14 protein-coding genes are annotated in these 16,390 nt (G+C 46.7%); all 14 read right to left on the reverse strand.

Translation table 11 applies throughout. The annotated features are described in order from the left end of the window. Window positions 1-139 precede the first annotated feature (139 nt). The 14 genes from hemW to argC all read right to left on the reverse strand — a co-directional run bounded on the left by hemW (window position 140) and on the right by argC (window position 16,377). Entirely contained in the window at window positions 140-1,312 is a 1,173-nt protein-coding gene (gene hemW / locus EFA47_RS10085) for a radical SAM family heme chaperone HemW (RefSeq protein ID WP_122644494.1), read from the reverse strand. 181 nt (window positions 1,313-1,493) lie between these two features. Next, window positions 1,494-3,308 carry a translation elongation factor 4 gene (gene lepA, locus EFA47_RS10090; protein WP_122643156.1) on the reverse strand — a complete coding sequence of 605 codons (1,815 nt, stop codon included), beginning with the start codon at window positions 3,306-3,308 and terminating at the stop codon, window positions 1,494-1,496. A gap of 104 nt (window positions 3,309-3,412) precedes the next feature. Then, the gene (holA, locus tag EFA47_RS10095) at window positions 3,413-4,396 is read right to left on the reverse strand and encodes a DNA polymerase III subunit delta (protein ID WP_122643157.1); all 984 of its coding nucleotides are present in this window, start codon (window positions 4,394-4,396) and stop codon (window positions 3,413-3,415) included. A 67-nt stretch (window positions 4,397-4,463) separates the two neighbouring features. After that, window positions 4,464-6,770, reverse strand: coding sequence for a DNA internalization-related competence protein ComEC/Rec2 (locus EFA47_RS10100; RefSeq protein WP_122643158.1), 2,307 nt, complete (start codon window positions 6,768-6,770; stop codon window positions 4,464-4,466). Further along, window positions 6,767-7,696: a GerMN domain-containing protein gene (locus EFA47_RS10105; protein WP_206215524.1), complete on the reverse strand. Its 930-nt coding sequence runs from the start codon at window positions 7,694-7,696 to the stop codon at window positions 6,767-6,769. The genes EFA47_RS10100 and EFA47_RS10105 overlap by 4 nt, the downstream gene beginning before the upstream one ends. A 15-nt stretch (window positions 7,697-7,711) precedes the next feature. Then, window positions 7,712-9,184, reverse strand: a complete 1,473-nt coding sequence (locus EFA47_RS10110; protein WP_122643160.1) for a sensor histidine kinase — start codon at window positions 9,182-9,184, stop codon at window positions 7,712-7,714. Next, a complete protein-coding gene (locus EFA47_RS10115; RefSeq protein WP_122643161.1) occupies window positions 9,141-9,827 on the reverse strand; it encodes a response regulator transcription factor in 687 nt (228 codons plus the stop codon). Before EFA47_RS10115 ends, EFA47_RS10110 begins: the two co-directional genes overlap by 44 nt. Before the next feature lie 117 nt (window positions 9,828-9,944). Further along, the gene (locus EFA47_RS10120) at window positions 9,945-10,607 is read right to left on the reverse strand and encodes a helix-hairpin-helix domain-containing protein (RefSeq protein WP_122643162.1); all 663 of its coding nucleotides are present in this window, start codon (window positions 10,605-10,607) and stop codon (window positions 9,945-9,947) included. 141 nt (window positions 10,608-10,748) lie between these two features. Further along, a complete protein-coding gene (locus EFA47_RS10125) occupies window positions 10,749-11,180 on the reverse strand; it encodes a DMT family transporter (protein ID WP_122643163.1) in 432 nt (143 codons plus the stop codon). Between the two features lie 200 nt (window positions 11,181-11,380). Continuing rightward, window positions 11,381-12,562 carry an aspartate aminotransferase family protein gene (locus EFA47_RS10130; RefSeq protein ID WP_164689973.1) on the reverse strand — a complete coding sequence of 394 codons (1,182 nt, stop codon included), beginning with the start codon at window positions 12,560-12,562 and terminating at the stop codon, window positions 11,381-11,383. Continuing rightward, window positions 12,552-13,451 (reverse strand): acetylglutamate kinase, encoded by a 900-nt coding sequence (gene argB / locus EFA47_RS10135; protein ID WP_122643164.1) that lies wholly within the window; start codon window positions 13,449-13,451, stop codon window positions 12,552-12,554. Before argB ends, EFA47_RS10130 begins: the two co-directional genes overlap by 11 nt. Window positions 13,452-13,526: 75 nt before the next feature. After that, the gene (gene argJ, locus EFA47_RS10140; RefSeq protein WP_122644496.1) at window positions 13,527-14,750 is read right to left on the reverse strand and encodes a bifunctional glutamate N-acetyltransferase/amino-acid acetyltransferase ArgJ; all 1,224 of its coding nucleotides are present in this window, start codon (window positions 14,748-14,750) and stop codon (window positions 13,527-13,529) included. Between the two features lie 54 nt (window positions 14,751-14,804). After that, the gene (locus EFA47_RS10145; RefSeq protein ID WP_122643165.1) at window positions 14,805-15,251 is read right to left on the reverse strand and encodes a GNAT family N-acetyltransferase; all 447 of its coding nucleotides are present in this window, start codon (window positions 15,249-15,251) and stop codon (window positions 14,805-14,807) included. An 85-nt stretch (window positions 15,252-15,336) separates the two neighbouring features. Then, window positions 15,337-16,377 (reverse strand): N-acetyl-gamma-glutamyl-phosphate reductase, encoded by a 1,041-nt coding sequence (gene argC / locus EFA47_RS10150; protein WP_122643166.1) that lies wholly within the window; start codon window positions 16,375-16,377, stop codon window positions 15,337-15,339. Window positions 16,378-16,390 lie beyond the last annotated feature (13 nt).

Below are 16,390 nucleotides of genomic sequence, written 5' to 3' on the forward strand. Positions count from 1 at the left end.
GTGCTAACACCTTACGTATATTAAGATAGCACCCTGATTTCTTTTTGTCAACACTGTTTATAGATTTTTTATAGCTAGATTATATCTGTTCATTTATATGCCAGGCCATCCGTCCCCATGGGCAGTAAATTTCTCAGCTTTACTGTATTTTGGGTTCCATAAACTCTACAAATACCCGGTTACTTAAATCTGTCCCCCTTTTTGTCAAGTAGATCCTGTCACCAGATACAGCCGTAAGGCCCATGCTCCCCAGCCTGTCCAACTGCGGCCCGTAGACCCTGCCGATGTCTATCCCAAATGTCTCCCGGAAACACGCGGCTGACACGCCTTCTGTTTTCCGCAGGCCCAGGAACATAAATTCCTCCATCTCTTCTTCTATAGTAAGGTGTTCCAGCTCCCGGCAGATATCTGTCTTTTTGCCTGCCCATTCCAGATATTCACCCATATCCTCCGTGTTATGGTATCTCATATGGCCTATCAGTGAAGCCGCCCCAAGGCCTGCTCCCAGATATTCCCGGCGTTCCCAGTACCCCAGGTTATGTTTGCATTCAAATCCTTGCCTTGCGTAGTTGGAAATCTCATATTTCATATAGCCATATTTTAAAAGAGTCTCTTCCGTCACCTCATAAATGGCCCGCTCTGTGTCCTCGTCGGGAAGCCGGGGAAATCCCTTGCCCCTCCCCTCCCCATACATCTCATGAAAAGGGGTTTTCTCCTCCACAATAAGGCTGTATGCAGAGATATGCTCCGGCCCAAGTCCGGCCACTGCAGCTAATGTCTTTTTCCAGCTCTCTAATGTCTGTCCGGGTATAGCGGATATTAGGTCCACATTGATATTCCAGAATCCTTCCCTGCGGGCCATTTCATAAGTCTGAAGGAATTCCTGGAAGGTATGGATCCTTCCCAAAAGTCTCAATTCCTGGTCATTGGCCGACTGCAGCCCAAGGCTGATGCGGCTGACTCCCCCACACCTCCAGGCCTCCAGCTTGGCCTTGTCCACAGTCCCGGGATTGGCCTCCATGGTAATCTCTGCCTCCTTAGCCAAATGGAAGGAGGTTTTAACAGCCTGCAGAAGAGACTCCGCCTGTTCAGCCTTCAATATAGAAGGCGTCCCGCCGCCTATAAACACAGTTGACACTTGATAAGCACTGTCAAGCTGGGAGGAAAGCCCTCTTAGCTCTTCTAGCAGTGTATCTATATATAACTGCCGTATCCTTTCATCTGAAGAAAAGGATAGAAAGTCACAGTACAGGCACTTTTTTATGCAAAAGGGAATATGGATATATAACCCCAGCTCCTTTTGTCCCCTCATTTCTTTATCTTCCTTTATAATCAAAGTCCCCGATGCAAGCATACGGGGCATCAAACCAGCAGCCATGCAGGCATCAGGGTATTAGACCCTGGCGGCAGCCGCCAAATAGACGTGTAAACATGTCCGCCTGGCTCATTGCCCGCGGAAATAAATATTATCCAGCTGATACCTGCCTATAAATTTAATTATCATCCAACTTCAGGACACTCATGAAAGCTTTCTGGGGGATTTCCACATTTCCCACCTGGCGCATACGTTTCTTTCCCTCCTTCTGCTTTTCCAGCAGCTTCTTCTTACGGGAAATATCACCTCCATAGCACTTTGCCAGTACATCCTTACGCATAGCTTTCACTGTCTCGCGGGCAATAATTTTGCTGCCAATGGCTGCCTGGATGGGGATCTCAAACAACTGTCTGGGGATCTCCTCTTTCAGCTTCTCGCACATCTTCCTCCCCCGCTCATATGCCGTGCCGCTGTGTACAATAAAGGAGAGCGCATCCACTTCTTCCTTATTTATAAGAATATCCAGCTTTACAAGCTCTGCCTGCTCATAGCCGAGCATTTCATAGTCAAAGGACGCATAACCTCTGGAGCGGGATTTCAGGGCATCAAAAAAGTCATAGATAATCTCATTGAGGGGCAGATGATAATTCAGCACTGCACGCTTCTCTTCAATATATTCCATACCCTGATACACACCTCTGCGCTCCTGGCACAAATCCATAATCGCCCCGATGAATTCCGAAGTCACCATAATCTCTGCTTTCACAATAGGTTCTTCCATATACTCGATCTCAGCCGGGTCAGGCAGATTTGTAGGATTGGTAAGTTCAATCACTTCGCCGTTTGTCTTATGCACCTTATAGATAACACTGGGCGCTGTTGTCACCAAATCCAAATTATATTCCCTCTCTAATCGCTCCTGAATAATCTCCAGGTGCAAAAGGCCCAGGAAGCCACATCGGAATCCAAATCCCAGGGCCACAGAGGTCTCCGCCTCGAACTGCAGGGCCGCATCATTGAGCTTAAGTTTCTCCAGGGCATCTCTTAAATCTGGATACTTAGCGCCGTCCGCCGGATATAAGCCGCAGTACACCATAGGATTTACTTTTTTATACCCAGGCAAGGGCGACTCGCAGGGGCGCTGGGCATTGGTCACTGTGTCCCCGACCTGGGTATCCTTTACATTTTTTAGGCTGGCCGTCATATACCCCACCATGCCTGCGCTCAATTCCTCACAGGGGATAAACTGCCCCGCCCCAAAGTATCCTACTTCCACCACATCTGCCGTAGTGCCAGTGGCCATCATTCTAATCGTAGTCCCTTTCCTCACAGTCCCCTGCTTAATTCTGCAGAAAACAATTACACCTTTATATGAATCGTACACAGAGTCAAAAATCAATGCCTGCAGAGGAGCCTGGGCATCCCCCATAGGGGCAGGTATCTTCTGCACAATCTGCTCCAGCACCTGCTCCACATTCAGCCCTGTCTTTGCAGAAATCAAAGGCGCGTCCTGGGCCTCAATGCCGATGACGTCCTCAATCTCCTCTATTACCCGCTCTGCATCTGCACTTGGCAGATCTATCTTATTGATAACAGGCATCACATCCAGATCATGATCCAGGGCCAGGTATACATTTGCCAGTGTCTGGGCCTCCACGCCCTGGGCGGCGTCCACCACCAAAATTGCGCCGTCACAGGCTGCCAGGCTGCGTGAAACCTCATAATTAAAATCCACATGCCCGGGAGTGTCAATCAAATTAAATATATATTCTTCTCCGTCCTTTGCCTTATATACTGTACGGACGGCCTGAGCCTTAATGGTAATCCCCCGCTCCCGCTCCAACTCCATATTGTCCAGCACCTGGGACTGCATCTCACGGCTCGTCAAAAGTCCTGTCATTTCGATAATCCTGTCAGCCAACGTAGATTTCCCATGGTCTATATGAGCAATAATACAAAAATTCCGGATTTTACCCTGATCAAATTCTGACAATTTTTTATCCTCCCATTTATATACAGCTTATCTCTTTTTTCCAAATTTATGCCAATTGTTATCCTATCACAATGCCATTTATATTGGCAACTGCTTTTTCTCCCCTATGAGGCGGATGAATGCTTCACAATAAAGACTTCCACTGCCAGCGTATCCGTAAGCCTGCCTGTCTTCACGCTCTCCTCCGCCTGGGCGCTGTCTTCCATCACGGCCCTGAGCTCCCCCATCCGAAAATGTTTTGCCTGCTCCATATATTTTCCAGCCACGAAAGGATGTAGTCCTGCCCTAGAGGCAATTTCTTTTCTTCCATACCCTTTCTTCTGCAGATCCCTGACCTGGTACAGGATTCGGTATTGTCTTGTCAGTAAAAACAAAATACGCATAGGCGGCTCCTTGGACGCCAGAAGCTCATAATATAGATCCAGGGCCCGTTTCTGGTTCTTATCCGCCACAGCACTAACCATATCAAATATATGGTTGGAGATCTGTGTGACACAGACTGCATCAATATCCTCTGCTGAAATACTGTCCTGCCCCCACGTATAACAGAAAAGCTTTTCTGCTTCCTTCTGTATATTCTCCATATCAGTGCCCACTTTATGAAGGAAATGCAGGACTGCAGCATCTGTAATCTGCTTCTTTTCCCTGCGCACCATGCCAAGGATCCATTTTTTCAGGGTGGCCCCATCCTGGGCCGACAGTTCAGCCACATATCCCTTGGCCTTGACTGCCTTATACAGCTTGCTGCGCTTGTCCACTTCATCTTCAACAAATATCAAACTTGCCGTCTTTGGCAGTCCTTTCAAATATTCTGCCAGCTCTGCCCCTGCACTTTTAAAAAGTCCCGTATTTTCCAGCACGATCAGCCTTCTGTCAGCAAAGAAGGGCAGCGTCTCCGCCAGATCTGTCACTTCCCGGATATTTATGCCCTTCCCTTCATAAAAGGCATAGTTCATTGTATCTCCTTCTGGAAGCATGGCTTTTACAAACCGCTCCTTATACTGTTTTTTTAAATAATTTTCCTCCCCATAAAGGAGATATATCTGTTTAAACTGTCCCGTCTTTAAATCTTCATTCAAATTTTTCATAATGATTCTATTATATAAGAAAACGGCTTGTTTTGCAAAATGTTTCCTTACTGCCTATGCCTGTATGTTATTTCAGAAATGCCTCCTGGCGAAGCTTCTTCCCATCTGTCACAAGTGTAAGCGCCCCTGTGTCCTGCGTATTGTAAACAAAATCTGTATATATGCCGAAGCGTTCCAAAGCCTCCTTGTGGGGATGCCCATAACGGTTGCCAGTCCCGGAAGAAATCCACACGGCTTTTGGCCTTGTCAGGGCCAAAAATTCTCCCGCCCCAGAATTTTTCGATCCATGGTGCGCTGCTTTTAAAATATCATACTCCTTAAGGGCGCCGCTTTGTTCCAGAAGCCTCTCGCCCTCCCCCTCAATATCACCAGTAAACAGCATCTCAAACTCACCCATCCTGGCTTCCAGAACCATAGACGCCCCATTTCCCGGCTCTTCTTTATAGGCAGTAACAGGGGCCAGGCATTTCAGCTCCAAACCTCCCTCCTGTATGATATCCCCTGGCTCCATTGTGGCAATTCTCGTATGGTTATCCGACGCTGTCCTGGCTAATTTCTGCAGACTTTCATCGTGTACCCTGCCAGGAGGCAGAACCAGGTTCCTTACACAAATCTCCTCGTCCTGGGACTCCAACAACTCTACTATGCCGCTTATATGGTCCATATCTCCGTGAGACACAAATATATAATCCAGGGAACTGACCCCTATGGATTTTAGATAAGGAATCAGCCTGTACTGCCCTACTCCAGACACATCGCTGCTGCCCCCGTCTATCAGATAATTTCTGCCCTTTGGCCCCTTAAGATACAGTCCATCCCCCTGCCCCACATCCAGCATTGTGACTGTAAGCTCTCCTGCCCTGGTTTTCTGGCCGCAGGCAGTAAACAGCGCCAGCATAAGCACTGTAATACTGATGCCTCCCAGCAGAAACCGTTCTTTTTTTCTTTGAAACAATTTTAAAGTACGGGTTCCTTTTCTTTTATAGCCTTTAATAAGGTACACCACAGTACACAATACAAATAAAATACTATAATACACAATTATCCCGCCTGCTTGGGGCCGCCCTGCCACAATCCTGCTCCCTGGCATATGCATGCATGCCTGGCATGTTTTCTCATATATTTTCAGGACAAAGGCACATATCCAAAAAACTCCTCTCCCTGCCTCTCCCCAAAAGATTCCCAACACAGACCCAACAACCCCCGCGCCCAGTAAAACAGACATGAGGGGGATGACAAGCAGGTTCAGTAAAATAGAGTAGGGTGGAAACTCGTAATAAAAATACAGTAATACAGGCAACAACGTTAAATTGACAGCCAGGCTCGGGCACATAGCTTTCACCAGACTTGCAGCAATCTTCCCTGTATATCTGCCTCCGCATCCAATCGGGGGTTTGTTTTCCTTAACTTGCACATCCGCACCGATACAAAATTCCACATAAGGGGAGACTGCCCCTATCCCCAGCAGTGCGCCAAAGGACAAAAGGAAACCGGCATCCAGCAGATACAAGGGCCTCCAAAGAGTGATGGCCGCGGCCGCCAGGGCCAGGCTGGTAGGCAGGTCATAATCCCGCCCGCTGATATCCGCCCCCATCCGTACAATAAACATGACAAGTGCACGCAGGCTGGATACTCCGCTGCCTATCATGGCCGTATAAGCCAGAAGAAAGAGTATCCCCGCTGTCCCCGCCGTCCAAAAGGACAGTCCCGCCCTCCGCAAAACTTTATAAAATCCAGTCCCCAGAAAAGACATATGTAATCCTGAGATGGCCAAAATGTGTCCAATCCCGCTTTTCTGAAAAAGATTTTTTAGTCCTTTGTCCAGCCCACCTTTGTCTCCCAGAAGGATAGCGCTCATAGTGTTGCCGTAATACTCCCCCAATTCCCGAACCAGCATACTCTTCCAGCTTTTTCGCAGGGCAGCCAGCCATTCCCGGATATGCCAAACCCGAGTATCCACTACTTCCATCGCATCTGCCCAGACAAAAACATACATTCCCTGTTTTTGATAGTAGGATTTCTGGTCAAAATTCCCTGGGTTCCTGGCCTCCTCAAAAACGTCGGCCTGGCCTGTTACCTGTATTTTATTTCCAATTAAAGGCTGGTTTTTAGTCTCGATGTAAACCAGAATTGAAGATTCATGAAATGATTTATTTAAAGAGCGGACATGATTGTCCTGTAGATATAATGTACAATACTCCGGCTTCTCCTCCTTGCGTGAGACTGTCCCTGTGACAGTCACCTCTGCCCCTGCCTGTACGGTTTGCTCCAGGGCAGATGGTTTCTGTGATTTCGGCGGCTTGATAAAGCAGACTCCAGCCGCCTGCACACAGACCAGGAGGACAGCCGCCATACAAAGGGGCCGTTTGATCATTGATCCTCCGTCTTCTCTAAAAGTCCCATATCCCACTGCAGGGGCTGAGATAGATCTACTGTTTCCATGTAATAAAAATTTGTCTCTCCATTGATTGTGATCTGCACCTTGTTTGCCCGTGTCCCTTCCACAATAGAATTCACAATGGAATAAATTGTAATCTCGGGCTTTACATCCACACCGCCTTCCAGAAATCCGGCATCAAAATTCACATAGCAGATACCATCTTTAATGGTCACGCTAAGGAGGCTCACGCTAGAGTTGATTGTGGGGTATGCGCCGCTTTTCTTGGGCCCCTTCATCAATTTTTCCACGATTAATTTTTCTTTGGACATATTGCTGCTGTATTTGACATCCATCGTCTGTTCCACAAGGGCATCCCCCGCCTGGTTGGCAAAATACAACGTCAGTGTGTCTGTCTGATACGAACTCAGGGATGATCCCGTATTCTGTACAAAATCATCCTCATTTTGGAACCCCAGCGTTTTGCCTGAACTATCCTTTAGGTCCTCGCCGTCCACAGTGACCCATACAGCACTGACTCCTTCTATCCCGACAAGTGACTGGACAACTGCGGCCCTGACCAGCTTTTCCTCCACAGGGGGCATATCCATATATTTCCCATTAAAATCAAGATATAATACCTCCCCCTCCATCTTGCGCCCATTCATCTCTACCTCTTTTGGGAGGGGTGTTGTATATTCAATTTCTTCCGCCGGCCTTTTCAGTTCCTCTAGTATCTGATCCACCTGTTTGAGTGTATCCTCCTCCTTACTTTCAAAGGCAACCTTAACCAACCCTGTCCTGTCAGAATTAAGACAATATATAAAGGAATCTCCGTCCCTTACTTCTGTCCTTTTCTGGCAGGCGGCCAACAGGAAAATGCAGAGACACACTATGGGCATCACTGCCGCTTTTCTATTCATATCCAATGTCCCTCCTCACACAATATAGGTCAGTGGGATGCGCACTGTGAAGGTGGTGCCTTCTCCCTCATTGCTGTAGACTTTGATAGATCCTCTGTGCATGATAACCGCATTTCTGGCAATTGCAAGGCCTAACCCTGTTCCGCCAATCTCACGTGAATGTGACTTATCCACCCGGTAAAACCGCTCAAACACATGATCCTGGTCTTCCTTTGGAATCCCAATTCCCGAATCAGCCACCTTCACATAAAAATACTTATGGTCCGCGTTCAAGGATGTATGGACCCACCCCTCCTCAACATTATACTTTATAGCGTTTTCAACTAAGTTGGAAAAGGCCAATGTCAGTTTCACCTCGTCAATCTCCGCAGTAACCGGGCGGAACGTTTCCAGGACCACCTCCACATTCTTTTCTTCAGCTATGGGTTTCAGGCGCTTCAATATCAGCTCCAGCAGCTCATTAATATTTACGGACTTTATATTGAGGGTCTTGGCTGTCTTGTCCATTTTAACCAGAGATAGAAGGTCGGTGATGATATCATTCTCCCGGTCAATTTCCTTTGTAATGTCCTCCATAAATTCCTGATACAATTCTACCGGCAGATTCTCCTGTGCAAGCAGGGAATCTGCCAGGACTTTCATAGAAGTAAGCGGGGTCTTCAGTTCATGGGACACATTGGAAACAAACTCCTCCCTGGAATCATCCAGAAGTTTCAGCCTCCCCAGCATTTTATTGAAGGCATCTGAAAGCTGTTTTGTCTCTGTGAATGTATTGACATGGAGAACCTCGTCATCATACCCCTCCGACACATCTGCAATAGACTCTGTGATCCTGCGCAGGGGTTTTACAATGCGCGAGGAAATAACCAGGCTTAATCCCAGCATGAGGACGACCACAATACATAAAATCGTACTGCCTTTCGTGTGCAGAATCTCCAGGCTGTCCTCAATTGTGTCCGTGGATACGCTTGCCAGCATAATCCCCGCAATTTCTTTCGAATCTCCCGCTGCGATAGGGGAGGTCACTTCTATGTACCTGTTCTTTTTGTCGTAATAGTTTGTTGACTTCCCCTGAAGGCAGCGGATGACATCCGCAGAGACAATCGTCTTGCCCTCATCCAGATTATAGGTATCTTTGATAACCTGAAGATCTCTATTCACTATCATGACCCGTCCATTATATATATTTGTCAGCTGTGTTAAATTTGCATTGATAACCTCGGATGATGTATCCGTCAGATAATTATAACTGCTTAACTGATTGCTTAGAATTGTACACTGATTCTGTATATCTGCGGTCCTCAAAGACACGGCCCTTGATTCGTAGGCCTTGATGATGCCGCTGTAGGCAGCAATACATGGTATGACAGATACTGCAAGAATAAGCAGTATCATGCAGAACCGCAGACTTTTAAAAAATCTTAAGTTTCCCTTAAAATGAAAATCACCCCTGGAAATAATAACCAACTCCCCACTTTGTATGTACATATTTGGGTTCACTCGGATTTGTCTCTATCTTCTCACGCAGGCGTCTGATATGTACATCTACTGTCCTGGCATCCCCCGGGTAATCATACCCCCAGACAAGATTCAGCAAATTCTCCCTGCTGTACACCTTATTTGGATTCATGGCAAGGAGCTCCAGCACATCGAACTCTTTGGCTGTAAGGTTAATTTCCCGCTCCCCGATAAACACCCTTCTGCTCTCACAGTCTATTTTCATGGCGCCCTTGACGATCACAGTACTGCCGGAAGGCTCTTTTCTCTTAGAGGTTCTCCTCATGATGGCCTTAATGCGGGCCTTAACCTCCAGAATATTGAAAGGCTTTGTTATGTAATCATCGGCACCATATTCTAATCCCAGAATCTTATCCATGTCTTCACTTTTGGCCGTCAGCATGACAACGGGCATGTCTGAAAACTCCCGGATCTGCTGACAAACCTGAAACCCGTCAAGCTTGGGGAGCATGACATCCAAAAGAACCAGGTCATACTCACAGTTCCTGGCATATTCCAGTGCCTCCTCGCCGTCATAAGCACAATCCACTGACATCCCATCCTGTTCAAGGCTGAAGCGGATCCCCTTTACTATTAATTTTTCATCATCTACTACTAAGATCTTCTTACCCATACTCCACTTTCCCTTAATTCTGCTTTGCCAAAACCAGCCAATGTATCATGCCGGACATACCTGCCGACGGCAAAGTTTTTACAATTTGCACAGACCCAAAACGATCTGGAATCCGCCCTATTTCCCTGCAGTAATTTTATCTTTAATTTTATTAAATACTCCCTCTTTGATTCCCTCAACCTGCATCAGCTCTTCAACTGTCTGAAACGCCCCTGCTGCTTCCCGGTAGGCGATGATGCTGTCGGCCTTTGCATCACCGATACCGGGCAAGGTCTTGAGTTCTTCTTTGGCAGCCGTATTAATATTTATCTTTCCCGTATTGTCCGTCCCTGTTACCTCCGGCACCAGGCCGTCTACAAACCCTTGCTCCAGCTCTTCCCTTGTAGGGATATAGATGCGCTCCCCATCCGTAATCAACTGCGCCTGATTCAAGGCTTCCCCGGCAGCGCCTTCTTTTACGCCGCCAGCTGATTCAACCGCTTCATATACCCGGGCATCACTGGCTAATTCATATACTCCCGGAGCGTTCACTGCACCGCACACATATACAAAGACCGTCTCTTTCATCCCCCCAGAAGGTTCCTCCTGGGAAGGATCTGCAGGATTATCTTGTTCAACCCTGCCGGTTACTCCATCCGAGTCCTCTGCCTTATCAGCCTGTGCCTGTTCCAGTTCCAGCTCTGGCAAATCATCTGCCTGCTCCCTTGTACATCCCGCTGCCAGCATGGCTGCTGCAGTACAAAGGATACAACAGATTTTCCTTATCTTTCTGTCCTCCATAAATTCCTCGCATTCTCTACGACACTTGGAATCCCCTCTATGCCGGACATTAATATTGTAACGAATAATAGATTAAATTACAATATATTTTTTTACGTTTTTGTTACATTTATATTACACCGGCTATGCGGCATCACTCCATCATTCCCACTGGAAAATGGCAATCCCGATTAGAGCTAAGGCCAGCCCTCCAATCTTCCTCCAGTCCAGAGGCTCCTTCTCCACTCCAAAAAGCCCCATAAGTTCAATGACATATGCGACCACTAACTGCGCGATTACGATGAGCAAGGCTGCTTTCGCAGGGCCCAGGGCCGACATACTCTTAATAACAGTCCAGGTAATCCCTGCACCTATCACCCCTCCCAGGAGCATGTACTTAGGTTCAACCTTTGCAATAGCCGTGATACTGTCCCTGCCTGTACAGACCCAGATCACCGCACAGACGAGAAAAGCGGTAAGCTGTACCCATGCATTGCTGACCCACATTCCGGCTGTTTTTGTCACTTGTGTGTTAAACACTCCCTGTATACTCATCAGGGCGCCCGAGAGCAGGGCAATAAAAAAACCAATCATATTCCTATACCTCCTGCAGTTTTTCCTCTGCTTATTCTTCCCCAGGGCAGGCCCGCAGCCTTGGAACTGCGGATTAAGGTATACCCAAGGGTATCCTGCAATTTGAACCCTGCGGGCGGATCCGCAGTCTTCAGGCTGCGGATTAAGGTATAGTATATCCCAATGATTGGTTTTTATTTCGTAGATTGTATTCTTTATTTTCAGGACAAAGCCTTTGTGAGCTTTTCCACCATTTCGTCTATATGCTTTTCCTCTAAAATCAAGGGCGGCAGGAAACGGATCACATTCCCTTCTGCCTGTATTACTAAAAGTCCCTCCTGAATGGTTCTCTTGTTCACTTCTGATACAGGAATATTAAATTCTAACCCCTGCATGAGTCCTTTGCCTTTCCTGCGGACAATACAGCCAATCTTCTCAGTGAGTTCATCCAAACGCCTTTCAAGATACGGGGAGACCTGGTTCACGTGTTCCAGAATCTGATCCCTCTCAAAAATTTCAATCACTTTTTTTACTGCCGTACAAGCCAGGGGGTTCCCGCCATACGTAGCGCCGTGGTCGCCAGGGCGCAGAGAATACGCAGCTACGGCCTCAGTCATGGCAAAAGCGCCCACCGGAATGCCATTTCCAATGGCTTTTGCCATAGTCAGTATATCCGGTTTCACGCCAAACCCCTGCCAAGTGAACATAGTGCCTGTTCTGCCCATGCCGCACTGGACTTCATCACAGATCATCAAAATTTCATTTTCGTCACAGATTTCCCTGATTCCCTCCATGAACTCCTGTGTAGCCAGGTTAATTCCCCCTTCACCCTGCAGGGGTTCCAAGATGATGGCACAGGTCTTATCATTGACAAGCGCTTTCACACTGTCCAGATTATTAAATTCTGCGAACTTCACGCCCGGCAAAACAGGCTCAAAAGGTTCCCTGTAAGAATTATGGCCAGTAACAGACACGGAGCCAAAGCTACGTCCATGAAATGAATTTTCCATGGCGATAAACTCATACCGGCCTGTATTTTTTGTATATGCATAGCGTCTTGCGGCCTTGAGCGCCCCCTCATTGGCCTCGCTGCCGCTGTTCGTAAAAAAAACTCTGTCCATGCCCGAAATCCGGTTTAATTCCTTGGCAGCCTCCCCACAATTCTCGTGATAATACAAATTAGATATATGGTATATTTTATCTATCTGCCCTTTCAGTGCATCATTTAACTCCTTGTTCCCATACCCTAAGCCAGTCACTGCAAAGCCTGCTGCAAAGTCCAAGTATCTGCGGCCCTCTGTGTCATACACATACATGCCGTCCCCGTAATCCAAGGCAACCGGGAAACGATTATATACATGTAAGAGATTCTCTTCACCGGCCTTGATTTTACTATTCACCATAATAATACCTACTTTCTCCGCCATTTAAAATAGCTGTCCCAATTCCTTTATTCGTGAATATCTCCAGGAGCAGGCAGTGGGGGATCCTACCGTCTAAAATATGCACCCTCGATACGCCATGCTCAATTGCGTCGATACAATTCTGCAGCTTAGGCAGCATGCCGCCCCCAATATAGCCTTCGTCCATCAGCCTCTGCGCCTCCTCGACCCGCAGCTCAGAAATCAGCGTGGCCGGGTCGCCGGGATCTTTATATACGCCTTCAATATCAGTCAAAAATGCAAGTTTCTCTGCCTTTACCGCCCGGGCAATCGCACAGGCTGCATCATCTGCGTTGATATTATATGTATTAAAACTGTCATCCAAACCTACAGGGCATACTATTGGAAGAAAATCCTTTTCCAGCAGGTCATACAGAATATCCTCATTGACTTCCCTGACCTCCCCAACAAAACCAATGTCCTCCCCATCTGACAGCTTTTTATCCACTTTCAGCAGGCCTCCGTCCTTGCCGCTGATTCCAATGGCCCGCACTCCCAGCTCTTCCACCAGCTGCACCAGACTCTTGTTCACTTTGCCAAGAACCATCTCAGCCACTTCCATTGTCTCTTTGTCAGTCACCCGCAACCCATTTATAAACTGGGGTTCCATGCCAACTTTATTCACCCATCTGCTGATTTCCTTTCCTCCGCCGTGCACAATAATCGGTTTAAAGCCAACCAGCTTGAGCAGTGTGACGTCCTCAATAACCTGCTTCTTAAGTTCCTCATCTACCATAGCACTGCCCCCATATTTAACCACAATCACTTTGCGGTTAAAACGCTGGATATAGGGAAGCGCTTCGATTAATACCTGGGCCTTGTCCAGATATTGCTGCATATTCTTGTTCATAATAACCTCCTGGGGACGTAACCTTTTACAAAAAGGCTACGTCCTAAATTGACTTTAGTGGTGTACCCAAATTGCTTAACTTCTGTAATCCGCATTAATATCAATATACCCATGGGTCAAATCGCACCCCCATGCAATCGCGCTTTCACTGCCTTCTTTTATTTCTGCAATAGCCGTCACTTCAGGCTGTGAAAGTATTTCTGTTGCTTTTTCTTCACTGTAATCTATCGCTGTCCCATTTTGAATAATCTGGATTTTGCCAGCCTTGCTCTGAAAATACAGGTCTACTTTTTCTGGGTCAAACTCCACGCCTGAATACCCCATGGCGCACAAAATGCGTCCCCAATTTGCATCGTGTCCTGCAATCGCAGTTTTTGTCAGATTGGAACACACAATAGATTTTGCCAGGATTTTAGCTTTTTCTTTCGTTGCCGCTCCGTCAACTTTCACTTCAAACAATGCAGTGGCCCCTTCCCCATCTCCTGCTATTTTTTTAGCAAGATACTCATTTACGGCATGGAGAGCTTCTGCAAATTTCTTATAATCTTCGGTTCCATATTTTATTTTCTCGTTTTTTGCCATACCGTTTGCCAAAAGAAGCACTGTATCATTTGTGGAGGTATCCCCATCCACTGAAATCATATTGTAGGTCTCTTTAACATCCTCGCTGAGCGCTTTCTGCAGTGCTTTTCTGGAAATAGCAGCATCTGTGGTAATGAAAGACAGCATTGTACACATATTTGGGTGGATCATGCCTGATCCCTTCGCCATCCCCCCAATAGTGACCTTTTTCCCGCCTACCTGGATCGTAACCGCAATTTCTTTCTCAAATGTATCTGTAGTCATGATTGCTTTAGCTGCCAATGTTCCCTTTTCACTACTTTTCCCTTTACTTTCCGCCAATTTTGAAATCCCATTTTTCAGCTTATCTACTGGCAGCTGCATTCCTATGACGCCTGTAGACCCAACCAAAACTCCCTCAGCATCTATTCCAAGCGCTTTAGCAGCAGCTTCCGCCGTATCCCGGCAATAATCCAACCCCTTACGCCCCGTACACGCATTAGCAATCCCCGAATTCACAATAATTGCCTGGGATTTCACGCCACTGTGCACAATCTTCCCATCCCATTTCACCGGTGCAGCCTTCACCACATTTGTGGTAAATGTGCCGGCTGTCTTACAAGGCTTTTTACTATATATAAGAGCCATATCCGTCCTGTCCTGATATTTAATTCCCGCTGCCGCCGCTGCCGCCTCAAATCCCTTCGCCGAGGTAACTCCACCTTTAATCATCTGCATAACAATCTCCCTTTCTTGTACATAATCCCTATCTTTGACACTGTCCACGTACTCCTACTGTCCGTTAAATGCAGTGATATTTTCCGCATTCAGGACAAAATCATAATAATTCAAATCCAGTCTTTCGGTCCAGCCAATGGTATTCCAAAATGCATTGCCAATATCATTTTTTGTAAATGCAATCAGAGAAACCTTGCTGATGCCCTCCTGGCGCAAAGCCTCCATAGCCTTCACAACCATTGCCTTTCCAATGCCTTTCCTGCGGAACCCCTCATCGACACACACATGATACAAGCACCCTCTGCGTCCATCATGCCCACAGAGAATACTTCCCACAATCTGGCCGTCCTCTACCGCCACCACACTGGTAGTCGGGTTCCGCTTTAAAAACCGGGCAATTCCCTCCCTAGAATCATCCACACTGCGGATGCCAAACCCTTTGATCTTCATCCACAGACTATAAACCCCATCATAATCCTCAATCGTCATTATACGAATCATTATAAATCCTTTCACAGTTAAAAAAGGTACACCACTAAATGCAATTTAGGACGTATACTTTTTAATTTTACTACGTCCTATTCTATCATGGAAACATTGGTACCAGCTCTAAGCCTTCCGCTTCCGGAATCCCAAACAGTAAGTTCATATTTTGTACTGCCTGCCCAGCCGCGCCTTTCACCAGGTTATCCATTGCTCCCATCATGATAATACGCCCTGTACGGCTGTCTATTTTAAAGTTGATGTCTACATAGTTGCTTCCCTCCACCCATTTAGTTTCAGGACAGGTGTTTTCTTCTAATACTCTTACGAATTTTTCTTTGGAATAATACTTTTCATATATTGCCTTCACATCTGTATAAGATACGTCTTTCTTCAGCTGGGCGTACTCGGTTACGAGTATTCCGCGGTTCATGGGCACCAGGTGGGGAGTAAAATTCAGCATCACTGTTTCCCCTGCAGCATATCCCAATTGTTCCTCTATCTCTGGCGTATGTCTATGTGTGGCAACACTGTATGCTTTAATATTCTCGTTCACTTCGCAGAATAAATTGGAAACTTTGGCGCCCCTGCCGGCTCCCGATGTACCCGATTTTGCATCTACAATTAGGGAATTCATGTGGATCACTCCTTCTTTTGCCAGAGGATATGCAGTCAGTATTGAACATGTTGTATAGCAGCCTGGATTTGCTATGAGCCGTGCCTTTTTAATGTCCTCACGGTTTATCTCGCACAATCCGTATACGGCCTCCTCTATGAAATGGGGACTTTTATGCTGAAGTCCATACCATTTTTCATATGTAGCCACATCCTTCAGACGGAAATCTGCACTCAAATCCACAACTTTTGCTTTTGAGAGGATTTCTTCATTGATCAATGACGCGCACAATCCCTGCGGAGTGGCTGTAAATATCACGTCTACCTGCCCCGCCAGTTCTGCCATATTATCATCCATGCACACTGCGTCGACTATTTGAAACATATTCTGATATACGTCTGCATACTTTTGGTCTATATAACTCCGGGAACCATACCAGATTATCTCAGCCTCTTTATGTGCTGTCAGAATCCGCACCAATTCCCCCCCTGCATATCCGGTTGCCCCTATTATTCCAACTCTAACCATATTACAACTTCCT

The sequence above is a fragment of the Luxibacter massiliensis genome (genome assembly GCF_900604355.1).
GTDB classification, from domain to species: Bacteria; Bacillota; Clostridia; order Lachnospirales; family Lachnospiraceae; genus Luxibacter; species Luxibacter massiliensis.